The organism is Pantoea sp. B270, from assembly GCF_018726825.1.
GTDB lineage: Bacteria > Pseudomonadota > Gammaproteobacteria > Enterobacterales > Enterobacteriaceae > Pantoea > Pantoea dispersa.
In genome coordinates this window covers 567,298-582,878 of record NZ_JAHCSX010000001.1, presented here as the reverse complement: position 1 = coordinate 582,878, position 15,581 = coordinate 567,298, and the positions used below count along the sequence as shown (strand labels likewise).

Genomic DNA, 15,581 nt, shown 5'->3' with positions numbered 1-15,581 from the left:
CTCCCTCTGCGTTATGCGCCGTTTTTCAGCGCTTCCAGCTCTTCCCACCGTTCAAAGGTGGTTTCCAGCTCCTGCTCCGCCTGCGCCAGCGCATCCAGCACCGGCTGCGTTTTGTCGTGCGGCTGGCTGAAGAAGTCCGGATGACTCATCTGCGCCTGCAGCTCACCGATACGCGTCTCCAGCTGCTCAAGCTTTTGCGGCAGCTGTTCCAGTTCACGCGTCAGGTTATAGCTTAGCTTGCCTGCGCTGCGTTTGGGGGCGTCGGCTTTTTCTGCCGGTTTAGCCACTGCGCTTTTGACCGGTGCGGCTTTGGTCTGTTTGTAGGCGGCGCGCTGCTGCTGCGCATCATGGTAGCCACCGAAGAAGGTACCGATCTCGCAGTTGCCTTCAAAGATCCAGCATTCGGTCACGGTGTTATCCACAAACTGACGATCGTGGCTCACCAGCAGTACGGTGCCCTGATAGCCATCCACCAGCTCTTCCAGCAGCTCGAGCGTTTCGACGTCAAGGTCGTTGGTCGGTTCGTCAAGGATCAGCAGGTTGCTGGGCTTGAGGAACAGACGCGCCAGCAGCAGGCGGTTACGCTCGCCGCCGGACAGCGCACGCACCGGCGTCATGGCGCGTTTCGGGTGGAACAGGAAGTCCTGCAGATAGCCGAGCACGTGACGCGGCTTGCCGTTGACCATCACTTCCTGTTTGCCTTCCGCCAGGTTGTCCATCACGGTTTTATCCGGATCGAGCTCCGCGCGGTGCTGATCGAAGTAGGCGATTTCCAGTTTGGTGCCGCAGTGCACGCGACCGGCATCTGCCTTCAGCTGGCCGAGCATCAGGCGCAGCAGCGTGGTTTTACCGCAGCCGTTCGGGCCAATCAGGGCGATTTTGTCGCCGCGCTGCACCTGGGTAGAGAAATCCTTCACCAGCGTTTTGCCGTCAACGCCGTAATCCACGTTTTCCAGCTCAAAGACGATTTTGCCGGAACGCGCCGCTTCACCGACCTGCATATTGGCTTTGCCCATCACGTCACGCCGTTCGGAGCGTTCACGACGCAGCGCTTTCAGCGCGCGCACGCGGCCTTCGTTACGGGTGCGACGCGCTTTGATGCCCTGGCGAATCCACACTTCTTCCTGCGCCAGCTTGCGGTCGAATTCGGCGTTTTGCATCTCTTCAACGCGCAGCGCTTCCTCTTTGCCGAGCAGGAACTGATCGTAATCGCCCGGCCACGACACCAGCTTGCCGCGATCGAGGTCGACGATGCGCGTCGCCATATTGCGGATAAACGAGCGGTCGTGCGAAATAAACACGATGCTGCCGTTGAAGGTTTTCAGGAAGCTTTCCAGCCAGTCGATGGTTTCAATATCGAGGTGGTTAGTCGGTTCGTCGAGCATCAGCACGCGCGGGTTGCTGACCAGCGCTCGGCCCAGCGCGGCTTTACGCAGCCAGCCACCGGAGAGTGACGACAGCTCAGTGTCCGGCTGCAGCCCGATTTGCTGCAGCACATCGTTGATGCGGCTGTCGAGCTGCCACAGGTTGTGATGGTCGAGAATCGTCTGCAGTCGCCCCATTTCGTTGAGGTTTTTCTCGCTCGGATCTTCCATCACTAAATGCGATATGGCGTGGTAGGCCTTGAGGTGCTCAGCCTGTTCGGCCACGCCCTCGGCGACGAAGTCGTACACCGAACCGGTGATATTGCGTGGCGGATCCTGTTGCAGCCGCGCGACCACCAAATCCTGCTCATAAATAATGCGGCCGTCATCCAGCGGCTGTTCGCCGTTGATGATTTTCATCAGCGTCGATTTACCGGCGCCGTTGCGCCCAACCAGACAGACGCGCTCGCCCTCTTCGATATGCAGTTCGGTGTTATCCAACAGCGGCGCATCGCTGAACGACAGGTAAGCGCCATGGATACTGATCAGTGACATAAAACTTATTCCTTACCGGCGTGGCTTACCAGCCAGCAGTTGTGAATTTGACGGTTGCGCGCAAAGTCCTGCGACAGCGTTTTTTGCGTAATTTCCTGCGCCTGCAGACCCAGACGCTGCAAGCCGTCCAGATCCATTTTGAAGCCGCGCTTGTTATTGGAGAACATAATGGTGCCGCCGCGACGCAGCATGCGCTTCAGGTTCTGCAGCAGCATCAGGTGGTCGCGCTGCACATCGAAGTCATCTTCCATGCGTTTGGAGTTGGAGAAGGTCGGCGGATCGATAAAGATTAGATCGAACTGCTCATCGCTTTCGCGCAGCCAGCTCAGGCAGTCCGCCTGCATCAGGCGATGCTGGCGCCCGGTTAATCCGTTCAGGCGCAGGTTACGTTCGGCCCACTCCAGATAGGTGCGCGACATATCGACCGTGGTGGTGGATTTGGCGCCGCCCAGCCCGGCATGCACGCTGGCGCTACCGGTATAGGAGAACAGGTTAAGGAAATCTTTCCCCTGGCTCATCTGGCCCAGCATCTGGCGCGCGATACGGTGGTCGAGGAACAGGCCGGTATCGAGATAATCCGTCAGGTTCACCAGCAGCCGCGCGTTAAACTCCTGCACTTCAAAGAATTCGCCCTTCTCGCTCAGCTTCTGGTACTGGTTTTTGCCCTTCTGCCGTTCGCGGGTTTTCAGCACCAGGCGATTGGCCGGTATCTCCAGTACGCTCAGCGTGGCACCGATCACGTCAAACAGGCGCTGGCGCGCTTTGGTCGCATCCACGGTTTTCGGCGGCGCGTACTCCTGAACCACCACCCAGTCGGCGTAGCGATCGACCGCCACGTTATACTCCGGCAGATCGGCGTCATACAGGCGGTAGCAGTCAATATTCGACTGGCGCGCCCACTTGTCCAGTTTTTTGCTGTTCTTACGCAGGCGGTTAGCAAAGTCTTCGGCAATCTGTGCGCCGCCTTCGGCGCTGTTCTCCGCCAGCTGGTAGTTCTTCTGAACGCACTCCAGCGGACCGTTTTTCGCTTTAAACTGGCGATCGGCGCGCAGCTGCAGGCAGCTGAGCAGCTCTGGTGAGGCGCTGAACAGCGACAAATTCCAGCCGCCAAACTGCTGTTTCATGATGCGGCCCAGCTGGCTGTGCAGCGCAATCAGCGCCGGCTCGCTCTCCAGACGCTCACCGTACGGCGGGTTACTCAGCACCGTACCGCGCATCGCTTCGCCCGCCAGCGGATTTTTCAGCTGCAGCATATCCTGCTGCGCAAAGGTGAACAGATCAAACACGCCGGCGCGGCGCGCGTTGGCACGTGCCCATTCCAGCACGCGACCATCATTATCATAGCCAAAGAAGCGTGACGTGGTGGCGGCCGTGCCAGCGCGCGCACGCTGCAGCGCGTCGCTGCGCACTTCCTGCCACAGTGCATTGTTGTGGCGTTTCCAGCGGCTGAAGCCCCAGTGCGAACGCAGCAGGCCTGGCGCACGATCGCAGGCGATCAGCGCCGCTTCAATCAGCAGCGTACCGGAGCCGCACATCGGATCGACCAGCGGCGTGCCGTTCTGCCAGCCGGAGCGCATCACAATCGCCGCCGCCAGGTTCTCTTTCAGCGGTGCCTGGCCGGTTTGCTGACGATAGCCGCGCTGGTGCAGTGCAGTGCCGCTCAGATCCAGCGCGATGCTAACGCGATCTTTGTTCAGCCACGCGTTGATGCGGATGCCCGGCTGCTCGCGATCGACACTCGGACGCTCCAGATTCTGCCGGGTAAAGCTATCGACAATCGCATCTTTGATGCGCAGCGCACCAAACTGGCTGTTGCGAATCACCTCATTGGTGCCGCTGAAGTGGATGGCGAACGTGGTGTTGCTGTCAAACAGCTCGCTCCACGGGATGCTTTGCGCGCCGACGTAGAGATCGAGATCGCTCCAGACGCCGAATTCTCCCAGCGGCAGCAAAATACGTGAAGCCAGACGGCTCCACAGCAGGCTTTGGTACATTACGCGGTCGTCGGCTCGGAAGTGGACGCCGCCCTGCACCACCTGCAAATCCTGCGCACCCAGCGCGTCCAGCTCAGTTTTCAACAGCTCTTCGAGCCCACGCGCCGTACTGGCAAACAGAGAATTCATATCGTCACTTTTACTCTTGCTAAAATTGTTGCGCATTATAGCGAATCAGCGTCCTATGTCATAAAGTTAGCTTCTTTTTGTCTGTACGGAGTTGTGATGATTACCCTGTCTCGCCTGTATATTCACCCGGTTAAATCGATGCGTGGTTTGCAGCTGTCACACGCGCAGGTGCTGGAAAGCGGTCTGGCCTTCGATCGCATCTTTATGGTGACCGAAGCGGACGGGACCTTTATTACCGCCCGCCAGTTTCCGGAGATGGTGCGTTTTACGCCCGCGCTGCTGCCCGACGGGCTATTCATCACCGCGCCGGACGGCAGCCAGGCGCTGATCCGCTTCAGCGATTTCAGCACCCAGCCGGCACCGACGGAAGTGTGGGGCAACCAGTTCACCGCCCGTATTGCGCCTGACACCATCAACCAGTGGCTGAGTGGCTTTTTCCCGCGCCCGGTGCAGCTGCGCTGGGTTGGCACTGAGCCGTCACGCCGGGTAAAACGCTTCGACCAGGTCCCGCTGGGGTTCGCTGACGGCTTCCCTTACCTGCTGGTCAACATGGCGTCGCTGCAGGATCTGCAGCAGCGCTGTCCGGCCAGCGTGCGGCTGGAACAGTTCCGCCCCAATCTGATCGCCAGCGGCGCCAGCGCCTGGGATGAGGACAGCTGGAAACGTATTAAGATCGGCGAGATCACCTTCGAGATGCCGAAGCCGTGCAGCCGCTGCGTGTTTACCACCATCGGCACCGAAAGCGGCCGCAAGCATCCGCAGGGCGAACCGCTCGCCACGCTGCAGCGTTTCCGCAGCGCGCAGGACGGCAGCGGTGATATCGATTTCGGCCTGAATCTGATTGCGCTCAACAGCGGTATAGTGCGCGTCGGCGATACGGTTGAAGTGCTGGAACGGCAAACGCCGCGCGCTTACGGTGCCGGTGAGGTGGTGGAAACGCTGCAGGCCGCCAGCAGCGCGCCGGCCGCCGTGACCATTGGCTATCAGGGTCAGCAGTTTGCCGGCGATAATCAGCAGGTATTACTGGAACAGCTGGAGATGCAGGGCTTTCGCATTCCCTATTCGTGTCGGGCCGGAATCTGCGGCAGCTGCAAAATGACGCTGGTGTCGGGTGACGTGAAGGCGCTGAAGCAGAGCGCGGTGCGCGGCGACGGCACCATTCTCAGCTGCAGCTGTATTCCGAACGGAGATATCGAACTGGCGTAAGCGCTACACCGCGCGGGCGAAGGGCGCGCTGTTCTCCTGCCACTGCGGCTGCAGGCGATCGTTCATGATCTTGATGGCATCGCCGAGCTGCATCCCTTTGCCCGCCACCGTCAGCGCACTCTGCGCCAGCAGACAGAGCGCGGCATTCTCGCCGCTCTCGACCACCAGCAGCTGTGCCTGTTCGCCGCTGTCGGCCAGCGTTACCGCCACAATATCGCCCGCGACGGGCTGCCAGCTGTGCGCATGGCTGGTGAAGTGCCAGCTTTTCGGCATCAGCGGCTTAAGGAAACGGCTGGCCACCAGCGCATTCAGCACCAGCTCGGCGCGCTGATCGCTTTTTAAACCGCTCTGGCGACAGCGCTCTTCAAAAGTAAAATAAAGCGCAGCGTCATCAACGCAAAAACCGCTGTCATTAAAGGCATCGGGCGTCAGCATTTTGCGCGAGAAGCGCGAGCGAAATAACATTCCATCGGCCAGATCCAGCATCATCCGGTCATGCTCTGCGTCAAAATACCAACGCCAGTTGTCATCGGGTTTGATTTTCATGGGGTGCCCTGTGGATTTACGCTGCGCTAAACGGCGCTGAAATTTAAAATATTGCTTTAAGGAAAAAGCTGAAAATTGTACGAACAGGACAAAATATAAACGAGCCGGAGGGAGAAATAAACCCCCCGGCCAGGGAAAGTGAGAAATGTCTTAGAGATGGGTCACGATATCTTTAATTAAACCCGGACCTTTATAAATAAAGCCAGAGTATATCTGCACCAGCGTTGCGCCAGCCGCCATTTTTTCCCGTGCCGCGACCAGCGAATCAATGCCGCCGACGCCAATAATAGGCAGACGTCCCTGCAGCTCCTGCGACAGACGGCGAATCACCTCGGTGCTGCGCGACTGTACCGGACGGCCACTTAATCCCCCCACTTCGTCGGCATATTTCAGCCCGCTCACCAGCGAACGATCGAGCGTGGTATTGGTGGCGATCACGCCGTCTATTTCGTGGCGCACTAAACTGTCGGCAACCTGGATCAATTCTTCTTCAGAAAGATCCGGCGCGATCTTCACCGCCACCGGCACATATTTCAAATGGCTTTCCTGCAGCGCCCGCTGTTTTAATTTAATCGCCGACAGCAGATCGTCCAGCGCTTCGCCATATTGCAGCGAACGTAATCCGGGGGTATTCGGTGAGGAAATATTGATGGCAATATAACCGGCGTGCGCATACACCTTTTCCATGCAGGTGAGATAATCGTCTTTGCCCTGCTCCACCGGCGTGTCTTTATTTTTACCAATATTGATGCCGAGCACGCCTTTAAAGCGCGCCTTTTTCACATTCTCAACCAGGTGATCGACGCCGAGATTATTAAACCCCATGCGGTTGATGATTCCTTCCGCCGCCACCAGCCGGAACATGCGGGGTTTGTCATTGCCCGGCTGCGCGCGCGGCGTCACCGTGCCCACTTCGACAAAGCCAAAGCCCATGGCGCCAAAGGCATCAATGCACTCCGCGTTCTTATCCAGACCCGCAGCCAGACCCAGCGCGTTCGGAAAGGTCAGCCCCATACAGGTCACCGGGCGTGACGGCAGCGACTGACGAATCAGCCCTTCCAGCGGCGTGCCGCTGATGAAGCGTAACTGTTGAAAGGTGAGTTCGTGCGCGCGCTCTGGATCGAGCTTAAACAGCGCCGGCCGGACGATAGGATATAGCATGCACTCTCCTGAATGGCGGAAGCTTCGTGAAAGTCGGGTGCACGGGAATTTGTGCGCCAGAATGGTAAGGTGCTCTGGCGCAAAAGTAAATTACTCTGGGATGCAACAATTTGATCGGTATCAGCGTCGGGCGGAATAGCGTCCCAGACGATCGCGGCAGGCCTGTAAGCCGCTGTAAATCGCCGGGCAATACCACAGCAGTTTCAGTCGCGCGTTGTGCTGTAACACTTTACGCACCAGCTGATTCACCTGCGGCTGCCACTCGGCGGGCACCGTCATGTGATTTTTGCGGATTTGCGTCAGGCAGCCGTGCATCACCGTCTGGTAATAGTCATCCAGCAGCGCCTCATCGTACGGCAGTTGCTGCTGCTGCAGGAACTGCTCACTGCCGGCGCGGGCGATAAAGTAATTTTTCACCCACGAGAAGTCGCGCGTGCTCTGCGACAGTGAACTCAGCATAAAGCGTTTGTAGTAGTAGCTCTGGCTGGTGCAGTACAGCGCGCGCGCCTGCAGGTAGAGGGCGAACATAAAGGGCGCGTCTTCATGGTTCTGGATCGGCAGAAACTGCAGATCGAGCTGGTCAATCAGGCGACGCGAGATGATGCTGCTCCAGATCACCCGATGCGCCGACTGATGCTGAATCAGCGTGCGCAGCGTGGCGCTGCCGCCCGGCAGCAGGCCGCTGATGTGGCGCTGATGGATGGTCTGATAATGGCGCTGCGGCGCTGGCAGGTCGAAAAACATTTTCGCGCCAAAGCAGAACAGATCAATCTCCGGGTGACGGGCCTGCACGCGGCGGAAATCGGCGAACAGTTCAGTCGAGACGAAGTCGTCGGCATCCATAAAATAGACGAAATCGCCGCTGGCTGCGGCCAGCCCCTTCATGCGCGCGGCACTGACGCCGCCGCGTCCGCCACTCAGCAGCGTCACCTGCGGATGCTGCGCAGCAAACGCCGTCAGCCAGGCCACGCTGTCATCGCTCGAGCCATCATCAATAATGATGATCTCTTCCGGCGGCGATGACTGGCGAAGCAGCGATCCCAGGGTTTCCGGCAGCCAGGGCGCGCAGTTCCAGTTAGGGATAATTACCGAAACCGTCGGTGTGCGGCGTGATGTCATGCTCATCCTCTTTCCTCTGCGTTAACAAGCGGCGCGCGCAGGCGTTTTAGCACCAGGCTGTGTAACAGACAGCACACGCCAAGGTTAAAGGCCCCGATCAGCCCCAGCCACAGCAGGTTGATCCAGCGATTCTGGTTCCACTCGATGGGCAACAGCGTGCTGAGCCAGGCAATTAGCGCCGAGACCGCCCAAATCAGCGCCACGTCGCGCGTCAGCCAGCTGAAATGGATACCCGGCGCAAAGCGGCGATGCACCAGCCACGCCCAGCCAACTAAATAGAAGATATTCTGCCCCAGCCACAGCCAGCCGGTGCCCAGCGCGCCGTAATGGACGGCACACCAGATGTTGAGCGGCACCAGCACGACGGCAAAACAGGTGAATCCCTGCATGTGCAGTTTCAGATTGCCGTTAACGTATTGCAGGTGATACAGCAGGCCGCAGATCGCCTGGATACCGCTGCCGAGCGCATACAGGCTAAGCACGAACGCCATCTCTTCGACAATTTGCGGTTTCTGCGTCCACGCCCACAGTAGCGGTCCGGCATAGCAGGCAATGGTGATGCTGAGCGGGGCCATAAAAATTGCTACCGCCTGGGTGGTATAGCGATAGAGCTTCAGCGATTCGGCATCGCCCTGCTGACGGGTTTTCATGCCGGTCATGCGCGGCACAATCGCCTGCATAATCGGACTGCTCAGCAGCAGGATCCCGGTCGCGGCCGTGGCGACCACGGTGAACGAGCCGTATTCACTCAGCGGCAGGGTTTTTGACAGCACCAGCCGGTCAATCTGCGAAATAAAGGTCCACACGGCGCTGGAGAAGGCGGCGCTCAGCGCAAAGCGGATAAAGGGTTTGAGCACGCCTTTCAGATCGTCGCGCTTCTCTTTGCGCGCTGCGCGGGGCACCAGCTGACAGGATTTCCAGATACAGCAGGCGGCTTCGGCAATCGAGACCAGCAATTGCCAGATAAAGAAGGTCAGCAGCGGATTCGGGAACAGCTGGATCACCAGTACCGCGCCAAAAGTACGCAGCGTGGTAATGATCAGGTTCACGCCGTTGAGCCAGACCTGATGCTCAAAACCGACAATCACGCTGCGATACGGGCTGGTACGCCAGCGAATCGCGGCGGTGATCACCATGATCGCCACGGCAACTACCACATCGCTGGCGGGCAAGTGCTGCGCATCCAGCCAGTGCGTGGCGATCCATGGCGTCGCCAGCCAGCCGAGCACCACCAGCACCAGGGTGGAGAACAGAAAGAAGCGGGTCAGCGTGGCAAACAGCGCCGGAAACCAGACAAATTCTGCCTGATTCGCCCGGTAGCGTGCCGCCTCGCGCATCAGCGTGGTTGAAACGCCCGCGTCGAGCAGCTGCAGCCAGGTTAGCAATATAGAAAAGAAGCCCACAAGACCGTAAGCTTCCATACCTAAATGCTGAATATACAGGGGAACTACTAAAATACCTGACAGCGTCAGATAGATCTGGCCAACATAGTTGGCAATCGCGTTACGTTTGATAGACATAAAAACTCTGGCGTCTGGGTATTTTTCTCAGTGTTAACAGCGTGACACAAAAATACCTCAGCGCCCACGGGAGTAATTCTTAAAATTAACGCTGGCGCTATCTCAGCGGCTTTTTCTCATTTTCATCAGTGAGAAATAGAGGTCGGGCTGTTTCAGTAACAGTTTTTCCATTGTGCTCTGCGGTGAAAACTGATCGGCAAAGTAGCGCACCGCGTGCCGCACATTATTAGAGAACTGCGTTTCAGCGTTTAATTCCTGCTGTACCAGCTGTAATAACCCGCTGCGTAAATAACTCTGGCGATAACGGTTTCGCTCCGGAATAAAGTGTGACAAACGGGTGACCTTTTCATACTCCGTCATAAATTGCTGATAGCTGGGCGGCGGATTAACCGTGGTGACCTCATGCTCTGCGCGGGCATCCAGCAGCCATACCGTTTGCGTATTTAACAGGCCAGCCAGCATCACATCCTGAATGCGTACCAGCGGAGCGGCATTTTTCACCAGCGCGGCGCGCAGGATGACCGCATAGTTATTCTGCTGCCACAGGCGCTGCGCCTGCAGCTGCTGGAAAAGCTGCAGCGACGACTGCAGGCCGCTGCTCAGTGCGCGTGGTGCCAGTGAAACCAGCATGCAGTTGAGCTCCGGGCGCTGATGGCTGAGCGTTGCCACTTCCTGCAACAGTGCCGCAGAGGGCACAAAACCATCGGCGGCAAACAGTAAAAACGCGTCGTCGCTGACGCTCTCCGCCGCTGGCTGTGGCACAGCGGTAAACTGACTGTGCGCGGCATCCGGCTGCAGCAGATAACACAATAGTGGATTAACGTTATCAGCCGCGACGCGCGCGGGCTGAGCGGCAACCGGCTCAGCCGGGTGCACTAACAGAGCAGACCTTCCCATATTCCTCTCCCTAAAAATAATACTGAACAATGGCCAGACAAAAATCCGCCCAATTAAGGCGCAAATAAGGCAGTGACTTTTTTTTAGCGTAAGAAAACTCAATCAATTATAAACAGCCCGCCGACGGCATGACTATTGGCCCTTGCCAGACTGGCTGATAATTTACCGTTTATTGTTAAGCGCAACTGAAGCAATCCCGGCCAGAGTGCTGAAGTAATACGTAATATCGGTAACAGGAAACGCGTTAAACGGTGCGATTTTAATAAAACGCCACGCTTTGACACACTTACTCGCTAATTTGAGACCAGCTTAAAATGGAACATTCTAAACAGCCACTACGAAAAATCCTGGTGCCCGCTTTAAACTTACGTCAGCGTTTGTTTGCTACTCCTTAAATTACCTCATCTATTTCTTCTTAAGCCTGACGACAATGGCGCGCCCGGCGATATGTGTCGACGGTTACACCTCTGATTTAACCAGGCAACAGCGCTTTTAATCATTCTCACCTTGCCAGTGACGGAAGCCGCTAATGAAAACCCGGCAATCTGCGGGTGCAATTCAGATTAACCTTAGAGGCGCTTTTCCCTTCCTTTATAAGAGGGCGCTATTCCCGCCTGACGGCTATCCATTGCCGGATAAATCATTTACGCCTCGCCGCCTGCTCTGTCAGGATTGAATGCATCAGTTCTCAATAATTGCTAATCAATAACTTTCAGTTATAAGGAGTGACCATGCGGGTTATTACGCTGGCGGGGAGTCCGCGTTTTCCTTCACGTTCTACGGCGCTGCTGAGTGTGTGCCAGCGGGCGCTGGAAGCGCGTGGCGTTGAGGTGATTCCGTGGAACATTCACAACTTTCAGCCGGAAGATTTGCTGTATGCGCGCTTTGACTCACCGGCACTGACCGCGCTTAAAGCGGATTTAGCGCTCGCGGAGGGGCTGATCGTCGCCACACCGATTTATAAAGCCTCTTTCTCTGGCGCGCTGAAAACCCTGCTCGACCTGCTGCCAGAGCGGGCGCTGGAACATAAAGTGGTGTTGCCGCTGGCCAGCGGCGGCAGCGTGGCGCACATGCTGGCCGTTGACTACGCGCTGAAACCGGTGCTGAACGCGCTGAAAGCGCAGGAAGTTCTGCACGGCGTGTTCGCCAACGATACGCAAATCACCCACTACGACCGCCAGCCTGAGCTGGATGCGCTGCTGAGCGAGCGCATTGATGAGGCGCTGGAAACCTTCTGGCAGGCGCTGCACCGTCGTCATCAACCCTATGCTCAGGCTGTATAAAGGAACCGCGATGAAAAGGATGTTAACCCGCTGGCTGCTGCCGACCGTTACCGCGCTGTTTGCCCTGACCCTCGCGGCTCAGGCTGCCGAAGCGCCAGCACAATTCCGTATCGGCTATCAGAAAGGATCGGTCAGCATGGTGCTGGCCAAATCGCATCGGCTGCTGGAGCAGCGCTTCCCGGCCACCAACATTCAGTGGATCGAGTTTCCGGCCGGTCCGCAAATGCTTGAGGCGCTGAACGTGGGCAGCATTGACCTGGGCAGCACCGGCGACATCCCGCCGCTGTTTGCTCAGGCCGCCGGGGCGGATTTGCTGTATGTCGGCTCGGAGCCACCGAAGCCGCAGGCTGAAGTGATTCTGGTGCCGAAGGACAGTCCCATCCACAGCGTGGCGCAACTGAAAGGTCATAAAGTGGCGTTCCAGAAAGGCTCCAGTTCGCACAATCTGCTGCTGCGCGCGCTGGAACAGGCCGGGCTGAGCTTTAACGATATTCAGCCGACTTATCTGACGCCAGCCGATGCGCGCGCCGCGTTTCAGCAGGGCGATGTTGACGCCTGGGCGATCTGGGACCCCTACTATTCCGCTGCGCTGCTGCAGGGCAACGTCCGTGTGCTGGTGGACGGTAGCAAGCTGAATCAGACCGGTTCGTTCTATCTCGCCACGCGCAGCTTTGCTACCGATCACGGTGACTTCGTGCAGCAGGTGCTGCACACCTTTAGCGAAGCCGACGCGCTGACGCGTAGCCAGCGCCAGCAAAGTATCGATCTGCTGGCACAGGCGATGGGCCTGCCGAAGCCGGTGATCGCCAGCTACCTTGACCATCGTCCTCCGACCACCATTACGCCGGTCAGCGCCCACACGGCGCAGGCCCAACAGCAAACTGCCGATCTGTTTTATGCCAACCATTTAATGCCGGTCAAAGTCACCATTGCCGATCGCATCTGGCAGCCACAGCCGGCCCGGCCATAAGGAAATTTATCATGAGCGTATCCGTATTCTGGTTTCTTCCCACCCACGGCGACGGCCATTATCTCGGTACCGCCGAAGGCGCGCGCCCGGTGGACCACGGTTATCTGCAACAGGTGGCGCAGGCCGCCGACCGCCTCGGTTTTGGTGGCGTGCTGATCCCCACAGGCCGGTCGTGTGAAGATGCATGGCTGGTGGCCGCATCCCTGATTCCGGTGACGCAGCGCCTGCGTTTTCTGGTGGCGCTGCGCCCGGGAGTGATTTCCCCGACGCAGGCCGCACGGCAGGCCGCCACGCTCGATCGTCTCTCCAACGGGCGCGCGCTGTTTAACCTCGTCACCGGCGGCGATCCGGAAGAGCTGGCGGGCGACGGCGTTTTCCTCGATCACCGCGAGCGTTATGCCGAATCTGCGGAGTTTACCCGCGTCTGGCGCCGGGTGAGTGAAGGCGAAACGGTCGATTACGAAGGCAAGTACGTCAAAGTGCGCGGTGCACGATTGATGTTTAAAGCGGTGCAGCAGCCACGTCCACCGCTGTGGTTCGGCGGCTCTTCGGATGCGGCGCAGGATCTGGCCGCGGAGCAGGTGGATGTCTATCTGACCTGGGGCGAACCGCCGGCGCTGGTCAAAGAGAAGATTGAACAGGTGCGCGCCAAAGCGGCGGCGCAGGGGCGCACGGTGCGCTTCGGCATTCGTCTGCACGTGATTGTGCGTGAAACCAATGAAGAAGCATGGCAGGCGGCAGACCGGCTCATCGCCCATCTTGACGATGCCACCATTGCTAAAGCGCAGGCGGCCTTTGCCCGCACCGATTCAGTCGGTCAGCAGCGCATGGCCGCGCTGCATGGCGGACGGCGCGATCGGCTGGAGATCAGCCCAAATCTGTGGGCCGGCGTCGGTCTGGTACGCGGCGGTGCCGGGACTGCACTGGTGGGCGACGGTCCGACGGTCGCGGCGCGTATGCAGGAGTATCAGGATCTCGGCATCGAGACCTTTATTCTGTCTGGCTATCCGCATCTGGAAGAGGCCTATCGCGTGGGCGAGCTGCTGTTCCCGCATCTCGACCTGGCCGTGCCGGAAATCCCGCAACCCCGCGTAGTGCAGGCGCACGGTGAAGCGGTCGCCAATGATTTCACCCCGCAAAAAGTCGCGCAGAGTTAAGGAGTCGCATATGGCAAAGGTCAATAAACAGCTGAGTAATGCCCTGCTGCCGTGGGCGCTGCCGGTGCTGCTGGTGGTGGTGTGGCAGATTGCCTCACAGGCCGGCTGGCTGTCGACGCGCATCCTGCCCTCGCCGGAGAATATTGTCATCACCTTCTGGCATCTCGCGGCCAGCGGTGAGTTGTGGCAACACCTCGCCATCAGCGGCTGGCGAGCGGCAATCGGCTTTGCCATTGGCGGTTCGATTGGCCTGATTCTCGGGCTGATTACCGGCACGTCGCGCACCGGCGAACGGTTGCTGGATACCTCTGTGCAGATGCTGCGTAACGTGCCGCACCTGGCGCTGATCCCGCTGGTGATTCTGTGGTTCGGCATCGACGAGTCAGCCAAAATTTTTCTTGTGGCGCTCGGCACGCTGTTCCCTATCTACCTCAATACCTATCACGGCATACGGAATATTGACCGCGGCCTGGTGGAGATGGCGCGCAGCTATGGTCTCTCCGGCTGGAGCCTGTTTATTCAGGTGATTTTGCCGGGCGCGCTGCCGTCAATCATGGTTGGCGTGCGCTTTGCCCTCGGTCTGATGTGGCTGACGCTGATCGTGGCCGAAACCATCTCGGCCAACTCCGGTATTGGCTATCTGGCAATGAACGCCCGTGAGTTTCTGCAAACCGATGTGGTGGTGGTCGCCATCATTCTCTATGCCCTGCTGGGCAAACTGGCCGACGTGACGGCACAGCTGCTGGAGCGTGTCTGGCTGCGCTGGCATCCGGCTTACCAATTGAAGGAGGAGAACGCATGAGCAACGCAACGCTAAGCCCGGCGCGTCTGAACCGCGGTACCCCGGTAGGCGTCAATGGCGTCACCAAGCAGTATGGCAATCGCACCATCCTGAATCATATCGATTTACATATTCCGGCCGGCCAGTTTGTCGCGGTGGTCGGCCGCAGCGGCTGCGGTAAAAGTACCCTGCTGCGCCTGCTGGCCGGGCTGGAATCCACCACGCACGGTGAACTGCTGGCGGGCAACGCGCCGCTGGCCGAGGCGCGCGAAGATACCCGCCTGATGTTTCAGGATGCGCGTCTGCTGCCGTGGAAGAAAGTGATCGATAACGTTGGCCTCGGTCTGAAAGGCCGCGAGTGGCGCAGCGCCGCGCTGGAAGCGCTGGCGGCGGTCGGTCTGGCCGATCGCGCACATGAGTGGCCGGCAGCGCTCTCCGGCGGACAGAAACAGCGGGTGGCCCTGGCGCGGGCGCTGATTCATCGTCCCGGCCTGCTGCTGCTCGATGAACCGCTCGGCGCACTTGATGCGCTGACGCGCATTGAAATGCAGGGCCTGATTGAGTCGCTGTGGCAGCAGCATAATTTTACCGTGTTGCTGGTGACGCACGATGTCAGCGAAGCGGTGGCGATGGCCGATCGCGTATTGCTGATTGAAGAGGGTCAGATCGGGCTGGATTTGGCGGTGGATTTACCGCGTCCGCGCCGCAAAGGATCGGCGCGCCTTGCCGAGCTGGAGGCCGAGGTGCTGGATCGGGTGATGAAGCGGGGAACCTCAGAGCAGCCCCTGCAGTTCGCGCAGCAGCGCTGAAGGAACAGGTGCGCATAAATGCGCACCCTACGGGGTCGTGCATCATTGCCATTAATGGTAATGAAACACGTACCGTGCGAGATCCGTGTA

General features: G+C 58.7%; 13 protein-coding genes. 6 read left to right on the top strand and 7 right to left on the bottom strand.

Annotation, left to right across the window (positions count from 1 at the left end; genetic code table 11):
* Positions 1-11: 11 nt before the first annotated feature.
* Positions 12-1,919 carry an ABC transporter ATP-binding protein gene (locus tag KOL70_RS02785; protein WP_215480182.1) on the bottom strand — a complete coding sequence of 636 codons (1,908 nt, stop codon included), beginning with the start codon at positions 1,917-1,919 and terminating at the stop codon, positions 12-14.
* Positions 1,920-1,924: 5 nt separating this feature from the next.
* Positions 1,925-4,042: a bifunctional 23S rRNA (guanine(2069)-N(7))-methyltransferase RlmK/23S rRNA (guanine(2445)-N(2))-methyltransferase RlmL gene (gene rlmKL, locus KOL70_RS02780; protein WP_127833888.1), complete on the bottom strand. Its 2,118-nt coding sequence runs from the start codon at positions 4,040-4,042 to the stop codon at positions 1,925-1,927.
* A 96-nt stretch (positions 4,043-4,138) separates the two neighbouring features.
* Between rlmKL and KOL70_RS02775 the strand changes: the two genes are divergently transcribed.
* A complete protein-coding gene (locus KOL70_RS02775; protein ID WP_215480181.1) occupies positions 4,139-5,248 on the top strand; it encodes a YcbX family protein in 1,110 nt (369 codons plus the stop codon).
* A 3-nt stretch (positions 5,249-5,251) separates the two neighbouring features.
* Here KOL70_RS02775 and KOL70_RS02770 read toward each other — a convergent pair whose 3' ends face one another.
* The 5 genes from KOL70_RS02770 to KOL70_RS02750 form a co-directional block, all read right to left on the bottom strand.
* Positions 5,252-5,794, bottom strand: coding sequence for a cell division protein ZapC (locus tag KOL70_RS02770; protein WP_215480180.1), 543 nt, complete (start codon positions 5,792-5,794; stop codon positions 5,252-5,254).
* Positions 5,795-5,944: 150 nt separating this feature from the next.
* Complete coding sequence (gene pyrD, locus KOL70_RS02765) at positions 5,945-6,955, bottom strand: quinone-dependent dihydroorotate dehydrogenase (RefSeq protein WP_215480179.1); 1,011 nt, start codon at positions 6,953-6,955, stop codon at positions 5,945-5,947.
* Positions 6,956-7,075: 120 nt separating this feature from the next.
* On the bottom strand, positions 7,076-8,080 hold the full coding sequence (locus tag KOL70_RS02760; protein ID WP_215480178.1) for a glycosyltransferase family A protein: 1,005 nt from the start codon (positions 8,078-8,080) through the stop codon (positions 7,076-7,078).
* A complete protein-coding gene (locus KOL70_RS02755; protein ID WP_021508319.1) occupies positions 8,077-9,594 on the bottom strand; it encodes a lipopolysaccharide biosynthesis protein in 1,518 nt (505 codons plus the stop codon). Before KOL70_RS02755 ends, KOL70_RS02760 begins: the two co-directional genes overlap by 4 nt.
* Positions 9,595-9,696: 102 nt before the next feature.
* Complete coding sequence (locus tag KOL70_RS02750) at positions 9,697-10,491, bottom strand: hypothetical protein (protein WP_127833884.1); 795 nt, start codon at positions 10,489-10,491, stop codon at positions 9,697-9,699.
* Positions 10,492-11,222: 731 nt separating this feature from the next.
* Between KOL70_RS02750 and ssuE the strand changes: the two genes are divergently transcribed.
* From ssuE to ssuB, 5 genes are read left to right on the top strand one after another with little or no spacing between them, the layout of a single operon-like run.
* Positions 11,223-11,774, top strand: a complete 552-nt coding sequence (ssuE, locus tag KOL70_RS02745) for an NADPH-dependent FMN reductase (RefSeq protein ID WP_166718649.1) — start codon at positions 11,223-11,225, stop codon at positions 11,772-11,774.
* 10 nt (positions 11,775-11,784) lie between these two features.
* Entirely contained in the window at positions 11,785-12,744 is a 960-nt protein-coding gene (locus KOL70_RS02740; protein WP_021508322.1) for a sulfonate ABC transporter substrate-binding protein, read from the top strand.
* 11 nt (positions 12,745-12,755) lie between these two features.
* Positions 12,756-13,901: an FMNH2-dependent alkanesulfonate monooxygenase gene (ssuD, locus tag KOL70_RS02735; protein WP_058775379.1), complete on the top strand. Its 1,146-nt coding sequence runs from the start codon at positions 12,756-12,758 to the stop codon at positions 13,899-13,901.
* A gap of 10 nt (positions 13,902-13,911) precedes the next feature.
* Positions 13,912-14,703, top strand: coding sequence for an aliphatic sulfonate ABC transporter permease SsuC (gene ssuC / locus KOL70_RS02730; protein WP_125308465.1), 792 nt, complete (start codon positions 13,912-13,914; stop codon positions 14,701-14,703).
* Positions 14,700-15,491 (top strand): aliphatic sulfonates ABC transporter ATP-binding protein, encoded by a 792-nt coding sequence (ssuB, locus tag KOL70_RS02725; RefSeq protein WP_021508325.1) that lies wholly within the window; start codon positions 14,700-14,702, stop codon positions 15,489-15,491. The genes ssuC and ssuB overlap by 4 nt, the downstream gene beginning before the upstream one ends.
* The last annotated feature ends 90 nt before the right edge of the window (positions 15,492-15,581 follow it).